Raw genomic sequence first — 21,228 nt, forward strand, 5'->3', positions numbered from 1 at the left:
GGTAGCCGGTGCCCGCGAAGCCGAGCGTTCCGGCGCCGTTCTCCGATGCGATCGCCGTAGGATCGCCGGCCGTGGCGATCGCACCGACCAGCGTCGCGCCCGCCCCGGCTCCCGCCTCGGCCCCCGTGTCTGCACCCGCTCCGACCGCGACGACGGTCGCCAGTTCCGCACCGCCCGCCCCGCCGCCGCCGCACGCCGCGGGCTTCGCGCCGCCCTACGTCATCGCCCCACCCGGCATCGGGTCCGGCTCGGGGATGAGCACCGGCGCCAGCTCCAGCGCCAAAAGAAAGGCGCCGGAACCGGATAGCGCGGCGGCCGCAGCGGCCGCGGCCGCACGCGGACAGGCCAGGGCGCGACGGCGCAGGCGCGCGACGCGGCACGACCACGGTGACGAGTTCGCGGACATCAACGTCGGCGTCGACCCGGATTGGGGCGCCCCGGCCGGCGATCCTACGGCGATCGCATCGGAGAACGGCGCCGGACCGGGCGGCGGGGCGGGCGCCGGCAGCGGCGCCGGTGCGACGGCCGGCGGGGGCATGCCGGCCAGGCCCGCGAGCCCGGCGAAGCCGGCGACAGCGCCGAAGGGGGCGGCCGCGAGCAGGACCGCGGGGGCCAGCAATTCCGGCTGGCTGGTGAAGATCTCGAGGATGTGCGTCGGCCAGTCGAACAGCATGAGTTGGACGATGTACTGGAACGCCAGCGCCGGATTGTGCACCAGGTAATAGCCGAACTGCTGGAAATCCTCGAGCAATTCCAGCGCCCGAACGACCCAGAAGAGCGGGTCTCCCGCATTGGTATAGGCGTCGTACGGCAAGCCGTTGACGGTGCCCTGTGCGGGGTTCCAGTTGATGCCGAGGTTCCTCAGGATGTTCGCGATGAAGTCGTCGAGCGGGTTGTCGATCGTGGGGTCGTGTATACCGCCCGAATCTTGCGTGCTGGCATCGGATTTCACTATCGTCGGCGCGGGGTCGGTTTGCGGCGTCGACTCCACCGCCGCGCTGGACACCGCTTGGTAGGTGGTCATGGTGGTGGCCGCCTGTACCCACATCCGCGCGTAATCGGCCTCGTTGACCGCGATCGGAACCGTATTGATGCCGAAGAAATTCGTCGCCACCAACGCTCCGTGGACGGCGTGGTTGGCAGCGAGTTCCGGCAGCGTGGGCATGGCGGCCAGCGCCGCGGTGTAGGCGACCGCGGCCGTCTCGTGTTGAGCGGCGGCCGCCGCACTGTGCGCACCGGCCTGACCCAGCCACGCCAGGTAGGGCGCGTGCGCGGCCACATACGATTCCGCGCTTGGCCCCTCCCACGAACCAGCCTGGGCCGCGGCCAGGACGCCGGTGAGTTGCGCTGCGGCCGAAGCATATTCGGTGCTCAGTTGGGACCATGCCGCCGCCGCCGCGAGCAGCGACGCCGGGCCGGGGCCGCTGCTGAGCAAGGCGGAGTGCACTTCCGGTGGCGAGGCCATCCAGATGGGCGCCGTCATAGGTACTCCTCGGGCTGGAGGTCTTACCAGGCAGAGGAGAGCTTAATGAAAATGATTTCCGTTATCAAGCCGGCGGCGGCGCCGCGAACGCGCTAGACCAACGGGCGCCCCGTCCTGATCCGGCGGTCGACGTCGGCCAGCAGGACATTGAACGGAAACCGCCGAATGAACCGCGGCAAGCACCGGTTCACCAGCGCGAGCGCCGCGATGAGCCGGTCGAAGCGCCGTTGCATGCCGGCGTCCCAGGGCAGCCGCATCTCGTCGCGGAACCGCTGCGGCAAGAAGCCCGTGGTGATCAGCAGAGCCAAGCTGTCGGAGGCGCGCTGCAGACGGCGCGGCAGCGTCAACCCCGGGATCCGGCTCGCGGCGATCGGATAGAGGTACTCCCGCACCGCGTCGTCGATGTGAACCTTGGCCAGCGACTCCTGCCAATACCGGTCGAACGCGGCGCGGTCCGGTGGCCACATCTCCGGCGGCACCTGCAACGTAGTGGCCAGCGCCATGCCCTCGCGGTAGTGGCGATCGGCGTTCTCGCCGTCCAGCTCGCCGACGAACATCCGGTAGATGTCTACCCCGCCCTTGTACAGGCAGGCCCCCACCCACAGCTGCAGGTCGGGATCGAAAGCGTGGTAGCGCACCGGACTTTCGGGGGTCGAGTAAACCTGCGCGTGGGCCCGGTTCACCGCCCGGCGGAAGGCGTCCTTCTGGGCATCGCTGCCGTTGGTCGCCACGGCCAGATACGTGAACGTCGTCCGCGCCCGCTTGATCGGATGCAGGTCGACCCGGCCGCTTTCGACGCGACTCTCCATGACGCCGTAGCCGACACCGGGGCGCGCCAACTGCATGACGACGTTCGCCGGGCCGGCCAACAGCGCGACACCCATCAATCCCTCGTCGATCCCCAGCGCCCGCCTGCGCCGGCCCCCCCGTGCGGGGGATCGCCGTGGGGCATCGGCGACGGGGCGCTCGACGTGCCGGACCGGCTGGTGAACAGCCTCGTGTATGGCCATGGTCAAACCCCTCACCCCGGCGCCGCCCGAAAATGTGCGAACGATCGTTTCCTGATATTGTCGCGGCCACGCCGTGGTGTCAAGATGGTTCGCATGAACGAGACCTCGGGCGCGCGGCCGTATCGCGGCGTCGAGGCGCCGCAGCGACTGGCCACGCGCCGCAATCGGCTGCTGGCCGCGGGCCTGGAGCTCCTCGGGGCGGAGCAGCAGATCATCTCCGCGGTCACGGTCCGCGGCGTGTGCCGCCAGGCCGGCCTGGCGGCACGGTATTTCTACGAAAGCTTCGCCGATAAGGACGAATTCGTGGCGGCCGTGTTCGACTCGGTGGTCGCCGAGCTCGCCGCCACCACCCAGGCCGCGGTGGCGGCGGTACCCGCGCACGAGCAGACGCGCGCGGGGATGGCCAACATCGTGCGCACCATCGCCGACGACGCCCGCCTCGGGCGCCTGCTGTTCAGCACGCAGCTGGCCGATCCGGTGATCGTGCGCAAGCGCGCCGAATCCAGTGCGCTGTTCGCAATGCTGTCCGGCCAGCACGTCGGAGACGTGCTGCGAGTGCCGGCGAACGACCGCATCAAGGCCGCGGCGCACTTCGTGGTCGGCGGTGTCGGGCAGACTATCAGCGCCTGGCTCGCCGGCGACGTTCGCCTCGAACCGGAGCAGCTCGTCGATCACCTGGCCGCCCTGCTCGACGAGCTCGCCGAGCCCAACCTCTACGGACTCACCGAGTCGCGCGCGGACTCCTGACGCGCGGTCTCACCCCGGGCAGGTGGTGCGCCACCTGCCCGGTGAGCGAGAAGTCGCTCAGGGCGCTCGAAATGTGTTGCTGCAGATGGGCTTCGGAATTGTGCCGGCTCAGCTCGTAAGCCAAGAACGAGACAAAGACTCGGCCGCACGCCCTGCCTCTCTTCCTTCGGTTGAGGCCCGGCGCAGCCCCCGGCAAGCCAAACCCGCACCGCCTCACGGCAATAGCGGAAGATCCCACAACCGCATCCCGGGATCCAGCAACCAAAATCGCTCCATGGTCAGTCGCATCAGCCGCAGCGCGCTGATGACCATGAAGGCCGCGAGTGGCAGCTCGATCAGCAGCCTGGTGGCCATCGACAGCCAGAGGTCGTTGGGGCCCGCGGTCATCAGGTCGAACCACGCGTCGCACACCAGGAGCACCCCGGTGGTGAACGCGGCCGGAATCAGCACCTGACGACGCAGGTAGCCGAGGAGCGCGGTCGCCACCATGAACGCCATCAACAACACGTCGAAGCCAACCCAGGTAAGGGGCCAGTTGTGCGCGACGTAGTTCTCCGGCAGCGTCGTGGACAGATATCCCAGCCACGGGATCATCACCGCCGAGCCACCGCTCATCAGGCTCAGTCGGATGCGTCGCACGCGGGCCAGGAAGAGCGGGTCGATGACGTCGCTCACGGGTTGTTCCAGCCGCGAGATGAGCTGCCGACGCTGCTCGGGAGTCAGGGCGGCGATCTGCGCGTCGGTCAGGATGCCGTCGGTCATCAGCGACCGGCGGCCACCGAAGGTCGGCGGTCCACCGCGGTGCGGGGTACGGCCTGCGCATCACTGGAATCGAATTCCTTGACCCAGCAAGCGAATTCGAGGGTAATGCCATCGGGGTCCTGGAAGTAGAACGACCGGACGTACACCCCGGCGTGCACAGTCGCGGACACCTGCATCGGGCTCTCGTCATGATTCAGCACCGGGCCGACCCGCACACCTTTGTCCTTGAGCCGCTGGCGGTAGGCGTCGAACTTCTCGGCCGGCACGTGGAATGCCAGGTGGTTCATGGTACTCACCGCGCTGGTGATGTCGCCGATGCCGGGGATGGCGCCCGGCGACGAGATCCCCGGCACCCGGTCGGGGGCGTTGGCGAACCAGAAGAATGCCACGCAGTCACCGTTGCCGGCGTCGAAGAAGAAGTGCTGGCCGGAGCCACCGGGCAGGTCGAGCGACTTGATCAACGGCATGCCGAGGATGTTGGTGTAGAAGTCCACGGTGCGGGCCATGTCCGAACACACCAGCGCGACGTGGTTGATTCCCCCGAGTTCAAATTCCGTGTTGGTGTTTCGCGGCTTGATCATCGCGCGACTCCCCTCGGTCCCCGGCTGGAATCCTGGCCAAGATGTGATTCTGAATCTAACATCAGCAGGAGTTTTCTTTCGAGATGTCGAATGCCAACAGGGCCGCAGAAATGACTCCTCACATCGGTGCCGCAGGGGTTGTCCGCGAGTTCGTCGGGCTACCGTCGCGCACCGCCGGACGCGCCGGGGCGGGTGGACATCCTTGCCAGGGGCTCTACCACCGCGGGGTGGGCCGCAAACCGAAGGTGGCGATGATCGCCACGCACTATCAGATCGACTTCTGCGAGCACTACCTCGCCGACTACATGGCCACCCGCGGCGTCGGCTTCCTCGGCTGGAACACCCGGTTCCGTGGCTTCGAAAGCAGCTTCCTGCTGGATCACGCGCTGGTCGACATCGGCGTCGGGGTGCGCTGGTTGCGCGAGGTACAGGGAGTGGAAACGGTTGTGCTGCTTGGCAACTCGGGTGGTGGGTCGCTGATGGCCGCATATCAGTCGCAAGCGGTGGAACCGAACGTGACCCCGCTGGACGGGATGCGGCCCGCGGCGGGCCTGACCGAGTTGCCCGCCGCGGACGGGTACGTGGCCGCCGCCGCCCATCCCGGCCGACCCGACGTTTTGACGGCCTGGATGGACGCCGCCGTCATCGACGAGAGCGATCCCGTGGCCACCGACGCCGACCTGGACCTGTTCAACGACCGCAACGGACCGCCGTATTCGACGGAGTTCCTCGACCGCTACCGGCGCGCGCAAACCGCGCGCAACCATGCCATCACCGACTGGGCCGAGACGGAGCTCAAACGCGTTCGCGCGGCGGGCTTTTCCGACCGCCCGTTCAGCGTCATGCGCACGTGGGCCGATCCGCGCATGGTGGACCCCGGTATCGAGCCGACGAAGCGTCAACCGAACTCGTGTTATGCCGGGCGCCCGGCGAAGGCGAACCGCTCCGCGCACGGCATCGCCGCGGCCTGCACCCTGCGCAGCTGGTTGGGCATGTGGAGCCTGCGGGTCGCGCAGACCCGTGCCGAGCCGCACCTGTCCCGAATCAGCTGCCCCGCGTTGGTGATCAACGCCGAGGCCGACACCGGCGTCTTTCCGTCCGACGCCCAACGGATTTACACCGCGCTCGCCAGCGCCGACAAGTCGCAGGCGTCGATCGACTCCGACCACTACTTCACCACTCCTGGCGCCCGCGGCGAGCAGGCCGACCTGATCACCAGGTGGATCACCAAGCGGTTTCGCTGACAGCCGCCACCCGGTGACCCCCATGGTCAACCAACCGACCGGTTGTTAGTTTGGAAGGTGCTTGGCCCAGACAGAACTCGAAAGCATGGGAAGGCGACCAATGCCGATCGCTATCACTCCTGAGCATCAAGACCTGGCCGATTCGGTGCGGTCGTTCGTCGCGCGCATCGCGCCATCCGAATCGTTGCACGCGGCGATGGAAACGCCCATCGACAATCCGCCGCCGTACTGGCGGGCCGCCGCCGAACAAGGCCTGCAGGGTCTGCACCTCGCCGAGTCCGTGGGCGGGCAGGGTTTCGGCATCCTCGAATTGGCCGTCGTGCTAGCGGAGTTCGGTTACGGCGCGGTGCCCGGGCCCTTTGTGCCGTCCGCGATCGCCAGTGCCCTGATCGCCGCCGACGACCCGAGCGCGAAGGTGCTCTCCGAATTGGCGTCGGGGGCCGCCATCGCCGCCTACGCGTTGGATTGCTGTGGGCTGACCGCCACGCGCCAGGGCGACACGCTGGTGCTGCGCGGCGAGGTCCGAGCGGTTCCCGCGGCGGCGCAGGCCTCCGTGCTGGTGCTGCCGGTCGCGATCGACAGCGGCGAAGAGTGGGTGGTGGTGCGCGCCGAGGAACTCGAGATCGAGCCCGTGCAAAGCGTTGACCCGCTGCGCCCCGTCGCCCACGTGCGGGCCAACGCCGTCGAGATCGGCGCCGACGCCGCATTGTGCAACCTGAGCATGGCCACGGCGCACGCGCTGATGACGACGCTGCTGTCCGCCGAGGCTATCGGGGTGGCGCGCTGGGCGACCGACACGGCGTCGCAGTACGCCAAGATCCGTGAGCAGTTTGGTAGGCCGATCGGCCAGTTCCAGGCCATCAAACACAAGTGCGCCGAGATGATCGCGGACACCGAGCGAGCCACCGCCGCGGTGTGGGACGCCGCCCGCGCCATCGACGAAGCGCGCGAAAACGGTTGGGACGTAACCGGTTCCCACGTCGAGTTCGCGGCGGCCGTCGCGGCGACGCTGGCGCCCGCCGCCGCGCAACGGTGCGCACAGGATTGCATCCAGGTGCACGGGGGGATCGGCTTCACCTGGGAGCACGACACAGGCGTGTATTACCGTCGCGCACTGATCCTGGCCGCCTCCTTCGGCCGCGGGTCGGCGTACCCGCAGAAGGTGGTGCACACCGCCACCAGCACCGGCCTGCGGGCGGTCGACATCGACCTCGACCCCGACACCGAGAAACTGCGCGAGCAGATCCGGGCCGAAGTGGGCGCGTTGAAGGCGATGGAGCGCGACAAGCGCAAGGTCGCCATCGCCGAGGGCGGCTGGGCGCTGCCCTATCTACCGAAACCGTGGGGCCGCGCCGCCGGTCCGGTCGAGCAGATCATCATCGCTCAGGAATTCACCACCGGCCGGGTCAAGCGCCCACAGCTGGGCATCGCGACCTGGATCATCCCCTCGATCGTCGCCTTCGGGACCGAGGAGCAAAAGCAACGGTTCCTGCCGCCGACCTTCCGCGACGAGATGATCTGGTGCCAGCTGTTCTCCGAGCCGGGCGCCGGCTCGGACCTGGCGGGGCTGAGCACAAAGGCGACCCGGACGGACGGCGGCTGGCGCATCACCGGCCAGAAGATCTGGACGACGGCGGCGCAACACTCCCAATGGGGAGCGCTGCTGGCGAGAACGGACCCCAGCGCGCCCAAGCACAACGGCATCACCTACTTCCTGCTGGACATGAACAGCGAGGGTGTCGAGGTGAAGCCGCTGCGCGAGCTCACCGGAAACGCGCTGTTCAACACCGTCTACATCGACGACGTGTTCGTACCCGACGAGTGCGTCCTCGGTGAGGTCAACCGAGGTTGGGAGGTCAGCCGCAATACCCTTACGGCGGAACGGGTTTCGATCGGTAGCAGCGAAGCGAACTTCCTGGCTACCCTGGCCCAGTTCGTCGAGTTCGTTCGTGACGGCCAGTTCGACCCGGTCGCCCAGCACCGCGCCGGTCAGTTGATCGCCGAGGGCCACGCCGCCAAGGTGCTCAATCTGCGCTCGACGCTGTTGACGCTGGCCGGCCGGGATGCCATGCCGTCGGCCGCCATCTCCAAGCTGTTGTCGATGCGCACCGGCCAGGGATACGCGGAGTTCGCGGTTTCGTCGTTCGGCACCGACGCCGCCATCGGCGACCCGGCCGAACTGCCCGGCAAATGGGGCGAGCACCTGCTGGCGAGCCGCGCTACCACCATCTACGGCGGCACCTCCGAGGTGCAGCTGAACATCATCGCCGAACGGCTACTCGGCCTTCCTCGCGATCCCTAACTGCTGCTAGGGCTTTCGCCACGGAGAGGGGCCATGCCGACCTGAGGGGTGGTCAGGCCGGCATGGTTTCCCCCCCATCCCGTGGGCCGGTCAACCTATAAGTGGATCGGCACGTCGAGGTTGACCGGTTGCCACGGAAGGGTGGTTCACCACCACCAGTTCCACCAGTGACCGGGGGCCCAGAATCCGCGGTTGCCCGAACCCCATCCGGGGTGGCCTCCCCCGCCCCATCCGTGGCCACCCCATCCATGACCGCCATGACCCCCGCCTGGACGGTCAGGGATGATGCCGGGCCCGCCGGGCGCACCGTGGGGGCCGGCGGTGGTGAAGCGGGTGTCGAAACCTGGTGCCGGGGCAGCCTGGGCCGCGGGGCTGCCGCCCAGCAGCAGCGCTGCGGCCACCGCCGATGCACCGACCGCGCCCACGGCGGCGCCGCGCAGCGAGCATAGGGAGATCGTCACGAGAGCTCCTTCCAGGATCTGATACCGACAAACAAAACGATAGCTAGATGTTTCCCGGCAAACAACGTCGGCACACGCAAAAAGTCCTGTGAATTACGTAACAATTGCCGTCACATTCCGTTGGCTTGGATGATTTGCTTACCTCAGTATTATTGCGGCTACTGATTCACTGACGTTTTATTTGCGCAGCTAGAACGCGATCTACTGACATACTGGTTTGCGATTATCCGCATCGGCTGAGTGGATGAAATGCGCATCATTCACGCCGCCACAGTGCGCGATAAATGCCGTGCCATGTCGCGAACTACGGCGCACTCAGCTATTTAGCCGGATTTGCTGGTATGACCACCGTAGCGGTGCCCACCATCGTCCACGGCCCGGCGTCGCGACTTGCGGGGTCGTCGGTGGAAGAATCAGTATTGACACACTCGAGCGCTGATTTACTGATTGGCCACTCATTCGGAGGACGGCAGCCACAGTGAACTTCAATCCCAGCCACATCGGACCCGGCGCGGGAACGTTTCGGCCCGGGTCATCGGCCACCCCGGCGGGGGACTCCGCGCCAACCGAGCGCCTCATGGGGCTTGGGGGGCAAGGCCCCCAACGGAGGGTCGGCCAGCCGGCGGCGAACCAGGCCGGGCGGGTTCAACGGACGCGCCGTACCGTCGACCTGCCGGCGGCCACCCACCGCGCGCTCGACATCTGGCAGCGGGAGGCGGCCGACCGCCTGGGCGTCGCCAGGGTGACGGGGCAGGAGGTCCTGACCGCGCTCATCGACCAGCTTCTGGTCGACCCCAAGCTCGCGGCGCAGATCACCCGGGCCATCAAAGACCGGCGCTGACCCGGGGGCCACCTCCGAGCGTGCACGCGGCGCGGAAAAACCACTCAGCGATCCGCACGTTCGGCCAGGCGCCGCGGAGAAATCAGTCGACCTCCATCTCACGCAGCTCGCGCTTGAGGATCTTGCCCGTAGGGTTGCGCGGCAGCTCATCGAGGAAGACCACCTCGCGCGGCACCTTGTAACGGGCCAGGTGATCGCGGACGTATCCCTTGATGGTGTCCTCGTCGACGTCGGAGCCGTCCTTCTTGACGACGAACGCGCGCAGCCGGTGGCCCCATTCCTTGTCCTCGACGCCGATCGCCGTCGCCTCGACCACCTCCGGGTGCCCGCTGATCAGGTCCTCGACCTCGGCGGGGAACACGTTCTCGCCACCGGAGACGATCATCTCGTCGTCGCGGCCGCTGACGTACAGCAGACCGTCCTCGTCGAAGTAACCGACGTCGCCGGACGACATCAGGCCGTCGATGATCTGCTTGTGCCCGCCCCCGGTATAGCCCTCGAACGGGAACGCGTTTCCGACGAAAATCCGGCCGACCTCGCCCTGCGGCCGCTCCTTGCCGTTGTCGTCGAGGATCTTGACCTTCACGCCCTTGACCACCGGGCCGACCGTCGCCGCGTTCTTCTCCAGGTCCTTCGGCCCAGCGATCGTCGCGAACGCGATCTCGGTCGATCCGTACATGTTGTAGATCACCGGGCCCAGGTCCTTGAGCGCTCGGCTGGCGAGCTCGGCGCCCAGCTGTGACCCGGAGATGAACACGATCTTCAGGCTGGACAGGTCAGGCTTGGAGTCCATCTTCTCGACGGCGTCGAGGATGCGCGACAGCATCACTGGCACGACGACCATCGCGGTCACCTTGTACTTCTCGATGTCCTCGAGCACCAGCGGCGGCTTGAACTTGCGCCGCAGGACAAGCGTCGATCCGAGGAACATCGCGATGGTGCCGTGCAGAAAACCCAGCGCATGGAACATCGGGGCGGGCAGCGAGGTCACCTCGTTGGCCTTGAACGGCACGTGCGACAGGATGCCCCCGATCGGCGCCAGCGTCGGTGGGCTGCTGCGGTTCGCGCCCTTCGGCGTCCCGGTGGTGCCGCTGGTCAGGATGATGATCGACGAGTGCTTGCTCGCCTTGGGGGCGGGTTCTTTGCTGCTGCGCTCGATCAGGTCGGCCAGCGTTTCGTCCTTGCTGCCCGACGGCTCGTCCGCGTCGGGGTTGGTGCCCAGCGCGCGCAGGAAGCCGATTTCCGGCTCGGCCTTGCTGACGGCCTTGGTGTACTCGTCGTCGTAGATGATCAGCTTGGCGCCCTCGCGCTCCGAGACCTCTTTGATTTGCGGGCCGGAGAATTCGCTGTTGAGCAGGATGACGCGGGCGCCGACCCGGGCGGCGCCGAAGTAGGCGATCAGGAACCAGCGGGTGTTGCGGGCGAGGATCGCGACGCCGTCACCGCCCTTCACACCCATCTCGATCAGGCCGTTAGCCACCGCGTGGGCTGCCTCGTCGAGCTGTTTGAAGGAAAACTCACCGTCCTCGTCGATGCACGCGGCCCGGTCGGGATGGCGTCTGGCATTCAGCGACGGGAGCATGCCGAACTCGCCCCACTTGTAGATGTCGTTGGCCATCGCGACGTAGTTCTGCGGCGGCTCCAACCTGAAGGCGCCCGCTTCGAAGACCTTGCGCACGTAGTGCAATTCGGCTGAACCGCGCTCCAGGTATTGCTGGACCTTGGCAACCGCCTGCCCGGGCAGGCCGATCAGATTAGGCATGAATCCACCCTATGTGACGTCCGTCGCATTCCGAGGGGTAAGTACCCATCGACTTACGATGATGAACATGAGCGGTCCGGCGTCACTGGAAGTGGCCGGCCGCCGGGTCGCGATCACCCATCCCGACAAGGTGGTCTTCGAGGCCCACGCCGGCAAGGGGCCGGTCACCAAGTTGGACCTGGTCCGCTACTACCTGTCCGTGGCCGACGGCGCGTCGCGCGGGGTGGCCGGCCGGCCAATGATCCTCAAGCGTTTCGTGAAGGGCATCGGGGAAGAGGCGGTGTTTCAGAAGCGGGCCCCGAAGAACCGGCCCGACTACGTCGACGTCGCCGAACTGCACTACGCGCGCGGCACGTCTGCCGCGGAGGCCGTCATCCACGACGCCGCCGGCCTGGTGTGGGCGATCAACCTGGGATGCGTCGACCTCAATCCGCACCCGGTGCGCGCCGACGACCTGGATCACCCCGACGAGTTGCGGGTCGACCTGGATCCGATGCCCGGGGTGTCCTGGCAGCGGATCGTCGAGGTGGCACTGGTGGCGCGCGAGGTGCTGGAGGATCACGGCCTGGTCGCCTGGCCGAAGACATCTGGGTCGCGCGGTTTTCACATCTACGCCCGGATCGCCCCGCGCTGGGAGTTCCGGCAGGTGCGGCTCGCCGCGCAGACCGTGGCCCGAGAGGTCGAGCGGCGGGTGCCCGACGCGGCGACCAGCCGCTGGTGGAAGGAGGAGCGCGAGGGGGTGTTCGTCGACTTCAACCAGAACGCCAAGGACCGCACGGTCGCGTCGGCGTATTCGGTTCGCGCGACACCGGACGCCCGGGTGTCGACGCCGCTGCTGTGGCAGGAAGTCGCCGGCTGCAAGCCCGAGGCGTTCACCATCGAGACCGTGCCCCGCCGACTCGCCGACATGGGCGATCCGTGGGAGGGAATGGACGACGCGGTCGGGGACCTGAGTCGGCTGCTGATGCTGGCCGAGGAGATGGGGCCGCCGGAGCGGGCGCCCAAAGGCTCGGGGACACGCACCGAAGGCGGGCGGGTCTCCTCCAAGCCGCTTATCGAGATCGCGCGCACCAAGACCAAGGACGAGGCGTTGGCCGCGCTAGACACCTGGCGCGGTCGCCACCCCGACGCGTCACGCCTGCTGCAGCCGGCCGACGTCCTCGTCGACGGCATGCGCGGGCCGAGTTCGATCTGGTACCGCATCCGGATCAACCTGCAGAACGTGCCCGCCGATCGGCGACCGCCGCAGGAGGAGCTGATCGCCGACTACAGCCCATGGGAGGGCTACGGCGGCAAGCAGAAGCCGTCGAGCTGAACCCGGCTACACCCCGACCCGCGCCAGCGCGTTGGAATCGTTGCCCTTGCGCAGGTAGCAGTACCAGGTGACCACCAGCAGGGCGAGGAAGAAGCCCACGTAGAACCGCAGCGCCGGCTCGATGCTGCCGAACTGCGACCTCGACCAGGCGTAGGCCAGCGGCACGACGAACCCGCCGAAGGCGCCCACCGCCGAGATGACGCCGAGCGCGCCCGCGGCCTGGCGGCGCATGTGCGCCATGGTGTCCGGGTCCCCGCCGGCCAGCTGGCCCTTGATCACGAAGATCCGCGAGATCATCCGGTATGTCGAGCCGTTGCCGATGCCGGTCGCGACGAACACGAACATGAAGCTGGCAAAGAATAGCGGCAGGTTCTTGACGTTCACCGACCACAGCGCCACCGAGGCGCCAGCCGCGAGCATGACGAAGCTGGCGGCGGTGATGCGCGCCCCACCGACCCGGTCGGCCAGCTTGCCGCCCAGGGGCCGGATGATCGAGCCGATGCCCGCGCCGATGAAAGCCCAGGTCAACGCGATATCGCCGCGGCCGAACACCGTCTTGAGCAGGGTCGGGAAGGCCGCCGAGTAGCCGATGAACGATCCGAACGTGCCGATGTAGAGCAGCGACATGACCCAGGTGTCGGGGTGCCGCAGCGACTGCCACACGGGCTTCACGTCTGCCTTCGCCTCCGACAGGTTGTTCATGAACAGAAACGCGCACCCGGCGGCCACCACGGCCAGCGGCACGTAGAACAGGCCGGCCCGCGACAGCGCCACGCCGCCCCCGGCGACGACGATGGGCGGGATGATTTTCTGCACCACCGCGACGCCGATGTTGCCTCCGGCCGCGTTCAGGCCCAGCGCCCAGCCCTTGTTCTTCTCCGGATAGAAGAAGGAGATGTTGGCCATCGACGAGGCGAAGTTGCCACCGCCGAAGCCGGCGGTCGCGGCGATCGCGACCAGGACGCCGAACGAGAGCCCGGGATGCCCGACCGCCCAGGCCAGCAGCCCGCACGGGATCAGCAGCAGCGCCGCCGAGATGGTGGTCCAGTTGCGCCCGCCGAAGATCGGGACCGCGAAGGTGTAGGGCAGGCGCAGAAGCGCGCCGACGCCACTGGGCACGGCGACCAGGCACAGCGCCTGGCTCGCGGTCAACGCCCAGCCGGACGCGGACGGGTGACCGTGGGGCCCCGCGGTCATCTGGACCACCACGATGCTCCACAACATCCACACGCTGAACCCGACGTGCTCGGCGAAGATCGAGAAGATCAGGTTGCGCCGGGCGATCGACTTGCCCGTCGTCTCCCAGAACTCGGGGTCCTCGGGCCGCCAGTCGTCGATCCAGTGGCTGCCCCGGTGCGGGCGCGTGGGCGCGGGCGCAAGGCCCGCAGCCGTCGGATCTGCAGAAGTCGTAGTCACGCCCCAACGTTATGGAAGCTCTGTTACCGGTCTGCGTGGGCGCAGTTACGGCGGAGCTACGTGGACCTCGCAACGGCGGTTCGCCGCCTGTCAGATCTTTTGGCCCCCCGTATGCGGGAGAATTGCCGCATGACGGCGACTGACCAGCCCCTGGGGCTGCGGGAACGCAAGAAGATCAAGACCCGCCATGCCCTGCGGCGCGAGGCGTTCCGCCTGTTCGAGGCGAACGGCTACGCCACCACCACGGTCGAGCAGATCGCCGAGGCCGCCGAGGTGTCCCCCAGCACGTTCTTCCGTTACTTCGGGTCCAAGGAGTCGCTGCTGCTGGCCGACGACCTCGATCCGCTGATACTGGCCGCGTTCGATGCCCAGCCGCCCGAACTTTCGCCGAGCCAGGCCATTCGGCGGGCCTACGCCACCACGATGGCCGGCCTGTCGGCCGAGCAACAGGAGTTCGAGAACACCCGCCAGCGGCTGATCTTCTCGATACCCGAGCTCAAAGCCGCCCTCTACGACGAGTACCACCGCACCGTGAATGTCATGGCGGAGGCGATTGGTCGCCGGATCGGCTGTCCCGCAACGAATTTCGAGGTCCGGGTGTTTGTGGGTGCGATGGTCGGCGCCATGATGGCGGCCTACGACAGCGCGCCGAAAACGGCCGACACCATTTATCGGGCGCTGGACTTCCTGGACGCCGGCATGCCGCTGGGCTGAGCGGGCAACCGCGCGGCGACGGGCGTCGCGGGCACCGGACGCGCTAATCTCACGCGATGCGACAGGGTTGGAATCGCCGGGGATTCTTGCAGCTCGCAGGGGCTACGACGGTCGCTGCGGTCGCCGGGGCTCCGGCCGCGTGCTCGTCAGGCAATCCGTCGTCGGACAACTCCGCCGGCAAATCGGTGACCATCAACCACCTCTTCGGTCAGACGGTCATCAAGGAACCGCCCAAGCGGGTGGTCAGCGCCGGCTACACCGAGCAGGACGACCTGCTCGCGGTCGGCGTGGTACCCATCGCCGTTGCCAACTGGTTCGGTGATCAGCCATTCGCGGTGTGGCCGTGGGCCCAGCCCAAGCTCGGTGGGGCGCAGCCGGTGGTGCTGAACCTCGACAACGGGATTCCTATCGACCAGATCGCCGGCCTCAAACCCGACCTGATCGTGGCCGCCAACGCCGGGGTGGACGCCGACACCTATCAGAAGCTGTCCGCGATCGCCCCGACCGTGCCGCAGTCGGACGGCGACGCCTTCTTCGAGCCGTGGAAGGAGCAGGCCACCGCGGTCGGCCGGGCGGTGTTCCAGGCCGACCAGATGAAGTCGCTGATCGACGCGGTCGACCAGAAGTTCACCGCCGTCGGCAAGGAACACCCGGCCTGGACGGGCAGGAAGGCGTTGCTGATGGAGGGCACGCGCTGGCAGGGCACCGTCGTCGCGACCATGGCCGGCTGGCGCACGGACTTCCTGAACCAGATGGGACTCGTGATCGCCGACAGCATCCGGTCTTTCGGTACGGATGACCGCGCCGTCATCCCGCGCGATCAGGTCAAGGCGGTGCTCGACTCCGCCGACGTCATCATCTGGACCACCGAGAGCCCTGACGACCAGAAGGCGTTGCTCGCCGACCCGGACGTGGCGGCCTCTCAGGCCACCGCGGAGAGCCGGCACATCTTCACCACCAAGGAGCAGGCCGGCGCGATCGCCTTCGCCTCGCCCTTGAGCTACCCGCTGGTCGCCGACCAGCTGCCGCCGCTGCTAAGCAAGATCCTTGGTTAGATCCCGGTCGGCCCCGCGGCGTTTGAGCGTTTGCTAAGGCAGCTCTGGCAGTGTTCGAAAATCCCTCGCTCGCCCCTCGCCCGGCCCGAGCCGGCGGGGTTACCGTCGAGTAATGAGCGTGACGGACCTGACGGACAACGTGTCCAAGGACCTGCCGACTGAATTGGTCGGCAACACGGTGCTGGACTTCGGCGACAGCGCACTGATGCTGCAATGCGGCAGCACCGCCGAGGTATTGGCGTGGGCGGCGCAGCTGCGCGCCGCGGCGTTGCCGGGTGTGGTCGACGTCGTCCCGGCCGCCCGGACTGTTCTGGTCAAGCTCGACGGACCCCGGTTGCAGGGCGTGATTCGCCAGCGACTGCACAAGATGCGGGTCACCGCCCAGGAGGCCGCCGAGCCCGATCGGCGTGCCGACGTGGTCATCGACGTCGTCTACGACGGCCCCGACCTCGCCGAGGTCGCCAGCCACACCGGGCTGACCGTCGCGCAGGTGATCGAGGCCCACACGGGCGGCCTTTGGCGCGTCGGATTCAGTGGGTTCGCACCGGGTTTCGCCTATCTGATCGACGGCGACGCCCGCCTGCGGGTGCCGCGTCGGTCGGAGCCCCGCACGTCGGTGCCCGCCGGTGCGGTCGGCCTGGCGGGCGAGTTCAGCGCGGTCTACCCGCGCCGGTCGCCGGGCGGCTGGCAACTGATCGGGCGCACCGACGCGGTCCTGTGGGACCTCGAACGGCCACAGCCGGCCCTGCTGACGCAGGGCATGTGGGTTCAGTTCCGGGCCCTCTGAGGTAAGGAGATCGCCGTGCCAACCCTGGAGATCCTTCGCACCGGACCGCTCGCCGTCGTCCAGGACCTGGGCCGGCCGGGACTGGCACACCTGGGAGTGAGCCGGTCCGGTGCCGCCGACCGGCGCGCACACCAGCTGGCCAACCGGCTGGTGGCCAACCCCGGTGACCGCGCCACCGTGGAGGTGACATTCGGAGGTTTCGCGGCGCGGGTACGCGGTGGCCCCGTCGACCTCGCGGTGACGGGCGCCGACGCCGACCCCACGGTCGACGGAATCAAGTTCGGCAGCAACAGCATTCAGCACGTTCGCGACGGCCAGGTGATCGCGCTCGACACGCCGCGCGCCGGGCTGCGGAGCTACCTGGCGGTGCGGGGCGGCATCGCCGTGCAGCCGGTGCTGGGATCACGCAGCTACGACGTGATGTCGGCGATCGGCCCGGCGCCCCTGCGGGCCGGAGATCGGCTTCCCGTCGGGCAGCACACCCCCGACTACCCCGAACTCGATCAGGCTCCGGTGGCCGCGATCCCCGGCGACGTGGTCGAGCTGGCGGTGGTGCCCGGGCCGCGCGACGGTTGGTTCGTCGACCCCGATGTCCTGGTGCACAACGATTGGGTCGCCTCCGACCGCAGCGACCGCGTGGGCATGCGATTGGTTGGTCGCCCCCTGCAGTACTGCTATCCGGACCGACAGCTGCCGAGCGAGGGCGCGACCCGCGGCGCAATTCAGGTGCCGCCCAACGGTTTACCGGTGATCCTGGGCCCCGACCACCCAGTGACCGGAGGTTACCCGGTAGTCGGCGTGGTGATCGACGAGGATGTCGACAAGATCGCCCAGGTCCGGCCCGGGCAGTCAGTGCGCCTGCACTGGTCCCGCCCGAGGGTACTGGTGGGCACCCAGGCGCCATCCGCCGGTGCAGGCTGGCCGCTTTTCTGACCGAAATGTATTCCAGTTCACACCAAGCCGCGCGCCGGGCCCGAATCACCGGTAATTGGCCGTAATTTCGCGGTTGGACGGCCTTCAGGTAGTTATCAGATAACTGGTAATCAACTAACAGGCGATTCCAGGTCGTTTGAGTTGACCCATTCCCGCCCCGAATGTGAGCATCGAAATACACGGCGGGGCATGCCTCTTCATTCGAGCGCCCAGATTTCTCCCCGCTGCGCGGGTGAGCGACGCGACACCTGGCGCGGGTACAGCCGGATGCGCCGGTGAGTGGTCCTGACAAGAAGGAGTGTTATGCACGCCAGGTTGCGCGCCACCAGGAGCGCCGGCCCGTCAACCCAACGCGCGCAATCGGATTCATCGTCGACGAAGGGTGCGGATCGGATGGCCCGCAATCACCGCATCGCGGACTGGAATCCGGAAGACGCGGTGGCCTGGGAGGCCGGCAACTCCAAGATCGCCCGCCGCAACCTGTTGTGCACCGTCGCGGGCGACCATGTCGCCTTCTCGATCTGGACGCTGTGGCCCGTCATGGCGCTGTTCATGCCGGAGCACGTCTACGGCTTCTCCGCGGGCGACAAGCTGCTGCTGGGCGCCGTCGCCACCGGAGTCGGCGGCCTGGCCCGGATCCCCTACACGCTGGGCATCGCCGCCTTCGGCGGCCGCAACTGGACCGCCTTCTCGGCGTTCGTGTTGCTGGTACCCACGGCCGGCACCATCGTGTTGTTGGCCAATCCCGGGCTGCCGCTGTGGCCGTTCGTGGTGTGCGCGGCGCTGACCGGGCTGGGCGGCGGCAACTACGCGGCCTCCCTGGCCAATGTCAACGCTTTCTACCCCCAACGGCTCAAAGGGTCGGCACTGGCCGTCAACGCCGGCGTCGGCAACCTCGGGGTCGCGGTAATCCAGCTCGTCGGGCTGTTGGTGCTCGCCACGGCGGGACACGAGGCGCCGTACTGGGTGTGCGCGGTGTACCTCGTGCTGCTGGCGGTGGTCGGCGTCGCGGCCGCGCTGCTCATGGACAACGTCGGCCACGGCACCGAGCTCAACACCATGCGCTCGATCCTTTTCGAGCGCGACACCTATGTGATCTCGCTGCTCTATATCTGCACCTTCGGTTCGTGGATCGGGTTTTCGTTCGCCTTCGGACAGGTGATGCAGGTCAACTTCCTGGCCAACGGCGAATCCGCCAAACACGCGGCGCTGCACGCCGCGCAGGTGGCCTTCATCGGGCCGCTGCTGGGCTCGCTGGCCCGGATCTACGGCGGCCGGCTGGCCGACCGAAAGGGTGGCAGCCGGGTCACGCTCGGAGTGCTCGCCGGCATGACGCTGGCCGCCGGATCGCTCGTCGTCATCAGCACATTCGACGATCACCACGCTGTGGCGCGCTCGACCAGCATGGTCGGCTACGTCGCCGGCTTCATGGTGCTGTTCGTCCTGTCCGGGATGGGCAACGGCTCAGTGTTCAAGCTGATCCCGACCGTCTACGAGGCGCGCAGCCGCGCGCTCGCGATGAGTGCGGCCGAGCGCCGGCATTGGGCGCGCGCCAAGGCGGGATCGCTGATCGGCGTCTGCTCGGCGGTTGGGGCGCTCGGCGGCGTGGGCATCAACCTCGCGCTGCGCCAGTCCTACCTGGCCACCGGGGAGGAGACGGCGGCGTACTGGGCCTTTCTCGTGTCGTACATCGTGGCGGCGATCATCACGTGGCTGGTGTACTCACACCGCCCGGCGCTGCCCGTCGACGCGGGCCGGGAAACGGCAGACGCGCTGGTCCGCGTGTGAGCGCAGCCTCATTGTGGGCAATGCGCAAGCAATTGCCAGGTAACGCAACGGAAATCTGGCAGGCATACACAGGAAATATGGCCCAGCCGGACTCCCCGCCGTTGACGGGTTACCGAATCGCGGTAACCTCGAGTCGGCGCTCCGAGGAGCTCTGCGCGCTGCTCAGCCGCCAGGGCGCCGAGGTGTGCAGCGCTCCCGCGATCAACATGATCGCGCTGCCGGACGACGACGAGCTGCACCGTAACACCGAGGCGTTGATCGCCGAGCCACCCGACATCTTGGTCGCGCACACCGGCATCGGATTTCGCGGCTGGTTGGCCGCGGCCGAGGGGTGGGGGCTGGTCGGCCCGCTGCTGACCGCCCTGTCGTCGGCCCGGATCGTCTCGCGCGGCCCGAAAGCGACCGGCGCGTTGCGCGCCGCCGGCCTGCACGAGGAGTGGTCACCGGATTCCGAATCCTCCCACGAAGTGCTGGAATACCTGCAAAAATCCGGGGTGGCCGGGGCGCGGGTAGCGGTCCAGCTGCACGGCGCCGCCGACGCGTGGGATCCCTTCCCAGAGTTTCTCGGGGGTCTGCGGCTGGCGGGCGCCAACGTGGTGCCCGTGCGGGTGTACCGGTGGAAGCCAACACCGTTGGGCGGCATGTTCGATCAGCTCGTGATGGGGATCGCAGGTCGGCAGTTCGACGCGGTCACCTTCACGTCGGCACCCGCGGCCGCGGCGGTGCTGGAGCGCAGCCGCGAGCTCGACGTCGAGAACCAACTGTTGGGGGCGTTGCGCAGCGATGTGCACGCGATGTGCGTCGGTCCCGTGACCTCCAAGCCGTTGATCCGAAAGGGCGTGCCGACGTCATCGCCTGAGCGAATGCGGTTGGGCGCCTTGGCTCGTCATGTCGCCGAGGAACTCCCGCTGCTGGGTTCATGCACCGTGCGGGCGGCCGGCCACACGGTGGACATCCGCGGCACCTGCGTGCTGGTGGACGGGTCGATCAAGGTCCTCTCGCCATCGGGCATGGGGATATTGCGCGCGCTGGCGAAACGCCCCGGCGACGTCGTCCCGCGCGCCGACCTGTTACGCGCGCTGCCGGGCAACAGCAACGACCCGCACGCCGTCGACACGGCGGTGCTGCGGCTGCGAACCGCCCTGGGCGACAAGAACATCATCGCGACGGTGGTCAAGCGCGGCTACCGGCTCGCGACCGAGCAACGGGCCAACTCCGCATGGCACTGATTCTGGTTGCGCACGGTACCCGCAGACCCGAGGGCGTGGCGATGGTCGAAGACCTTGCCACGCAGGCGAGTTCGTTGATCGGGCGGCCGGTGGAGGTCGCGTTCGTCGACGTGCTGGGGCCCACCCCCAGCGAGGTGCTGTCGCGGGCGCGGGTCACCGGTCGCCCCGCCATTGTGCTGCCGGCGTTCTTGTCCCGCGGCTATCACGTCCGCGCCGACCTGCCGGCGCACATCGAACTCAGCGGGCACCCGAACGCCGTTGTGACACCGGCCCTGGGCCCCAGCGGTCAGGTCGCCCGTATCGTCGGCGACCAATTGGTCAAATGCGGTTGGCGTCCAGGCGATTCGGTCATCCTTGCGGCGGCGGGCACATCGGACGCCCGGGCGCGCGCCGACCTGCACACCACCGCGACCCTGGTGTCGGCGCTGACCGGGTCACGCGTCAGCCTCGCGTTCGCGGCGACGGGAGATCCGCGGCTGCCCGAGGCGGTGGACGAGGCTCGGCGCCGGGCCCGCCACAGCGACGCGCGCGTCGTGGTGGCCTCCTACCTGCTGGCCGACGGCCTGTTCCAGGAAAGGCTGCACGCCTGCGGCGCCGACCTGGTCAGCCAGCCGTTGGGCACCCATCCCGGCCTCGCACGCCTGATCGCGCATCGATTCCGGCGGGCCATGCCACCGGTCCTCGCCCGCACCGTCCGCCACGCGTCGCGCCGACCCAGCGCGCCGCGCGTGGTTCACGACCTGGTCACCTGGCCGAATTCCGCCGCCTGAGCAAGGCCCGGCGGCGTCGGCCCAAGGG

18 protein-coding genes and 1 pseudogene are annotated in these 21,228 nt (G+C 68.1%); 12 read left to right on the forward strand and 7 right to left on the reverse strand.

Annotation, left to right across the window (positions count from 1 at the left end):
• Together A5695_RS30330 and A5695_RS16615 are read right to left on the reverse strand one after the other, a co-directional pair.
• Positions 1-1,483: pseudogene (locus A5695_RS30330) on the reverse strand (PPE family protein); the annotation flags it as partial.
• 92 nt (positions 1,484-1,575) lie between these two features.
• The gene (locus tag A5695_RS16615) at positions 1,576-2,493 is read right to left on the reverse strand and encodes an oxygenase MpaB family protein (RefSeq protein WP_068084224.1); all 918 of its coding nucleotides are present in this window, start codon (positions 2,491-2,493) and stop codon (positions 1,576-1,578) included.
• 84 nt (positions 2,494-2,577) lie between these two features.
• Here A5695_RS16615 and A5695_RS16620 point away from each other — a divergent pair, with 84 nt between their 5' ends.
• On the forward strand, positions 2,578-3,240 hold the full coding sequence (locus tag A5695_RS16620) for a TetR/AcrR family transcriptional regulator (RefSeq protein ID WP_068084227.1): 663 nt from the start codon (positions 2,578-2,580) through the stop codon (positions 3,238-3,240).
• Positions 3,241-3,453: 213 nt separating this feature from the next.
• On the opposite strand, the gene A5695_RS16625 is transcribed toward A5695_RS16620, so the two are convergent.
• Both A5695_RS16625 and A5695_RS16630 read right to left on the reverse strand, forming a co-directional pair.
• Positions 3,454-4,002: a hypothetical protein gene (locus A5695_RS16625; protein ID WP_068084231.1), complete on the reverse strand. Its 549-nt coding sequence runs from the start codon at positions 4,000-4,002 to the stop codon at positions 3,454-3,456.
• Positions 4,002-4,583 carry a VOC family protein gene (locus tag A5695_RS16630; RefSeq protein ID WP_068084234.1) on the reverse strand — a complete coding sequence of 194 codons (582 nt, stop codon included), beginning with the start codon at positions 4,581-4,583 and terminating at the stop codon, positions 4,002-4,004. The genes A5695_RS16625 and A5695_RS16630 overlap by 1 nt, the downstream gene beginning before the upstream one ends.
• A gap of 110 nt (positions 4,584-4,693) precedes the next feature.
• Between A5695_RS16630 and A5695_RS16635 the strand changes: the two genes are divergently transcribed.
• Together A5695_RS16635 and A5695_RS16640 are read left to right on the forward strand one after the other, a co-directional pair.
• Positions 4,694-5,827, forward strand: a complete 1,134-nt coding sequence (locus A5695_RS16635) for an alpha/beta hydrolase (RefSeq protein ID WP_068084236.1) — start codon at positions 4,694-4,696, stop codon at positions 5,825-5,827.
• Positions 5,828-5,927: 100 nt separating this feature from the next.
• Positions 5,928-8,129 carry an acyl-CoA dehydrogenase gene (locus tag A5695_RS16640; protein ID WP_068084240.1) on the forward strand — a complete coding sequence of 734 codons (2,202 nt, stop codon included), beginning with the start codon at positions 5,928-5,930 and terminating at the stop codon, positions 8,127-8,129.
• Positions 8,130-8,275: 146 nt separating this feature from the next.
• On the opposite strand, the gene A5695_RS28640 is transcribed toward A5695_RS16640, so the two are convergent.
• The gene (locus tag A5695_RS28640; RefSeq protein WP_156749702.1) at positions 8,276-8,590 is read right to left on the reverse strand and encodes a hypothetical protein; all 315 of its coding nucleotides are present in this window, start codon (positions 8,588-8,590) and stop codon (positions 8,276-8,278) included.
• A gap of 478 nt (positions 8,591-9,068) precedes the next feature.
• Here A5695_RS28640 and A5695_RS16645 point away from each other — a divergent pair, with 478 nt between their 5' ends.
• The gene (locus tag A5695_RS16645) at positions 9,069-9,431 is read left to right on the forward strand and encodes an ATPase (protein WP_068084242.1); all 363 of its coding nucleotides are present in this window, start codon (positions 9,069-9,071) and stop codon (positions 9,429-9,431) included.
• Between the two features lie 82 nt (positions 9,432-9,513).
• Here the strand turns inward: A5695_RS16645 and fadD2 are convergent, their stop codons facing one another.
• Entirely contained in the window at positions 9,514-11,193 is a 1,680-nt protein-coding gene (gene fadD2 / locus A5695_RS16650) for a long-chain-fatty-acid--CoA ligase FadD2 (protein ID WP_068084245.1), read from the reverse strand.
• Between the two features lie 58 nt (positions 11,194-11,251).
• On the opposite strand from fadD2, the gene A5695_RS16655 reads away from it, so the two are divergent.
• Positions 11,252-12,508 (forward strand): DNA polymerase domain-containing protein, encoded by a 1,257-nt coding sequence (locus tag A5695_RS16655; protein ID WP_068084248.1) that lies wholly within the window; start codon positions 11,252-11,254, stop codon positions 12,506-12,508.
• Positions 12,509-12,514: 6 nt separating this feature from the next.
• On the opposite strand, the gene A5695_RS16660 is transcribed toward A5695_RS16655, so the two are convergent.
• On the reverse strand, positions 12,515-13,924 hold the full coding sequence (locus tag A5695_RS16660; RefSeq protein ID WP_068084251.1) for an MFS transporter: 1,410 nt from the start codon (positions 13,922-13,924) through the stop codon (positions 12,515-12,517).
• A 129-nt stretch (positions 13,925-14,053) separates the two neighbouring features.
• Here A5695_RS16660 and A5695_RS16665 point away from each other — a divergent pair, with 129 nt between their 5' ends.
• The 7 genes from A5695_RS16665 to A5695_RS16695 all read left to right on the forward strand — a co-directional run bounded on the left by A5695_RS16665 (position 14,054) and on the right by A5695_RS16695 (position 21,200).
• Complete coding sequence (locus A5695_RS16665) at positions 14,054-14,638, forward strand: TetR family transcriptional regulator (protein ID WP_068084254.1); 585 nt, start codon at positions 14,054-14,056, stop codon at positions 14,636-14,638.
• Between the two features lie 56 nt (positions 14,639-14,694).
• Positions 14,695-15,693 (forward strand): ABC transporter substrate-binding protein, encoded by a 999-nt coding sequence (locus tag A5695_RS16670; RefSeq protein ID WP_068084257.1) that lies wholly within the window; start codon positions 14,695-14,697, stop codon positions 15,691-15,693.
• 112 nt (positions 15,694-15,805) lie between these two features.
• On the forward strand, positions 15,806-16,480 hold the full coding sequence (locus A5695_RS16675; RefSeq protein ID WP_068084260.1) for an allophanate hydrolase subunit 1: 675 nt from the start codon (positions 15,806-15,808) through the stop codon (positions 16,478-16,480).
• Positions 16,481-16,495: 15 nt separating this feature from the next.
• Positions 16,496-17,413: a 5-oxoprolinase/urea amidolyase family protein gene (locus A5695_RS16680; protein WP_068084263.1), complete on the forward strand. Its 918-nt coding sequence runs from the start codon at positions 16,496-16,498 to the stop codon at positions 17,411-17,413.
• 393 nt (positions 17,414-17,806) lie between these two features.
• Positions 17,807-19,201 carry an MFS transporter gene (locus A5695_RS16685; protein WP_068084265.1) on the forward strand — a complete coding sequence of 465 codons (1,395 nt, stop codon included), beginning with the start codon at positions 17,807-17,809 and terminating at the stop codon, positions 19,199-19,201.
• Between the two features lie 77 nt (positions 19,202-19,278).
• Complete coding sequence (locus A5695_RS16690) at positions 19,279-20,430, forward strand: uroporphyrinogen-III synthase (RefSeq protein WP_068084268.1); 1,152 nt, start codon at positions 19,279-19,281, stop codon at positions 20,428-20,430.
• On the forward strand, positions 20,421-21,200 hold the full coding sequence (locus A5695_RS16695) for a sirohydrochlorin chelatase (RefSeq protein WP_068084271.1): 780 nt from the start codon (positions 20,421-20,423) through the stop codon (positions 21,198-21,200). Before A5695_RS16690 ends, A5695_RS16695 begins: the two co-directional genes overlap by 10 nt.
• Positions 21,201-21,228: the final 28 nt, after the last annotated feature.

Origin of the sequence: Mycobacterium sp. E1747, assembly GCF_001667775.1 — a bacterium.
In the GTDB taxonomy this organism is placed as follows: domain Bacteria; phylum Actinomycetota; class Actinomycetes; order Mycobacteriales; family Mycobacteriaceae; genus Mycobacterium.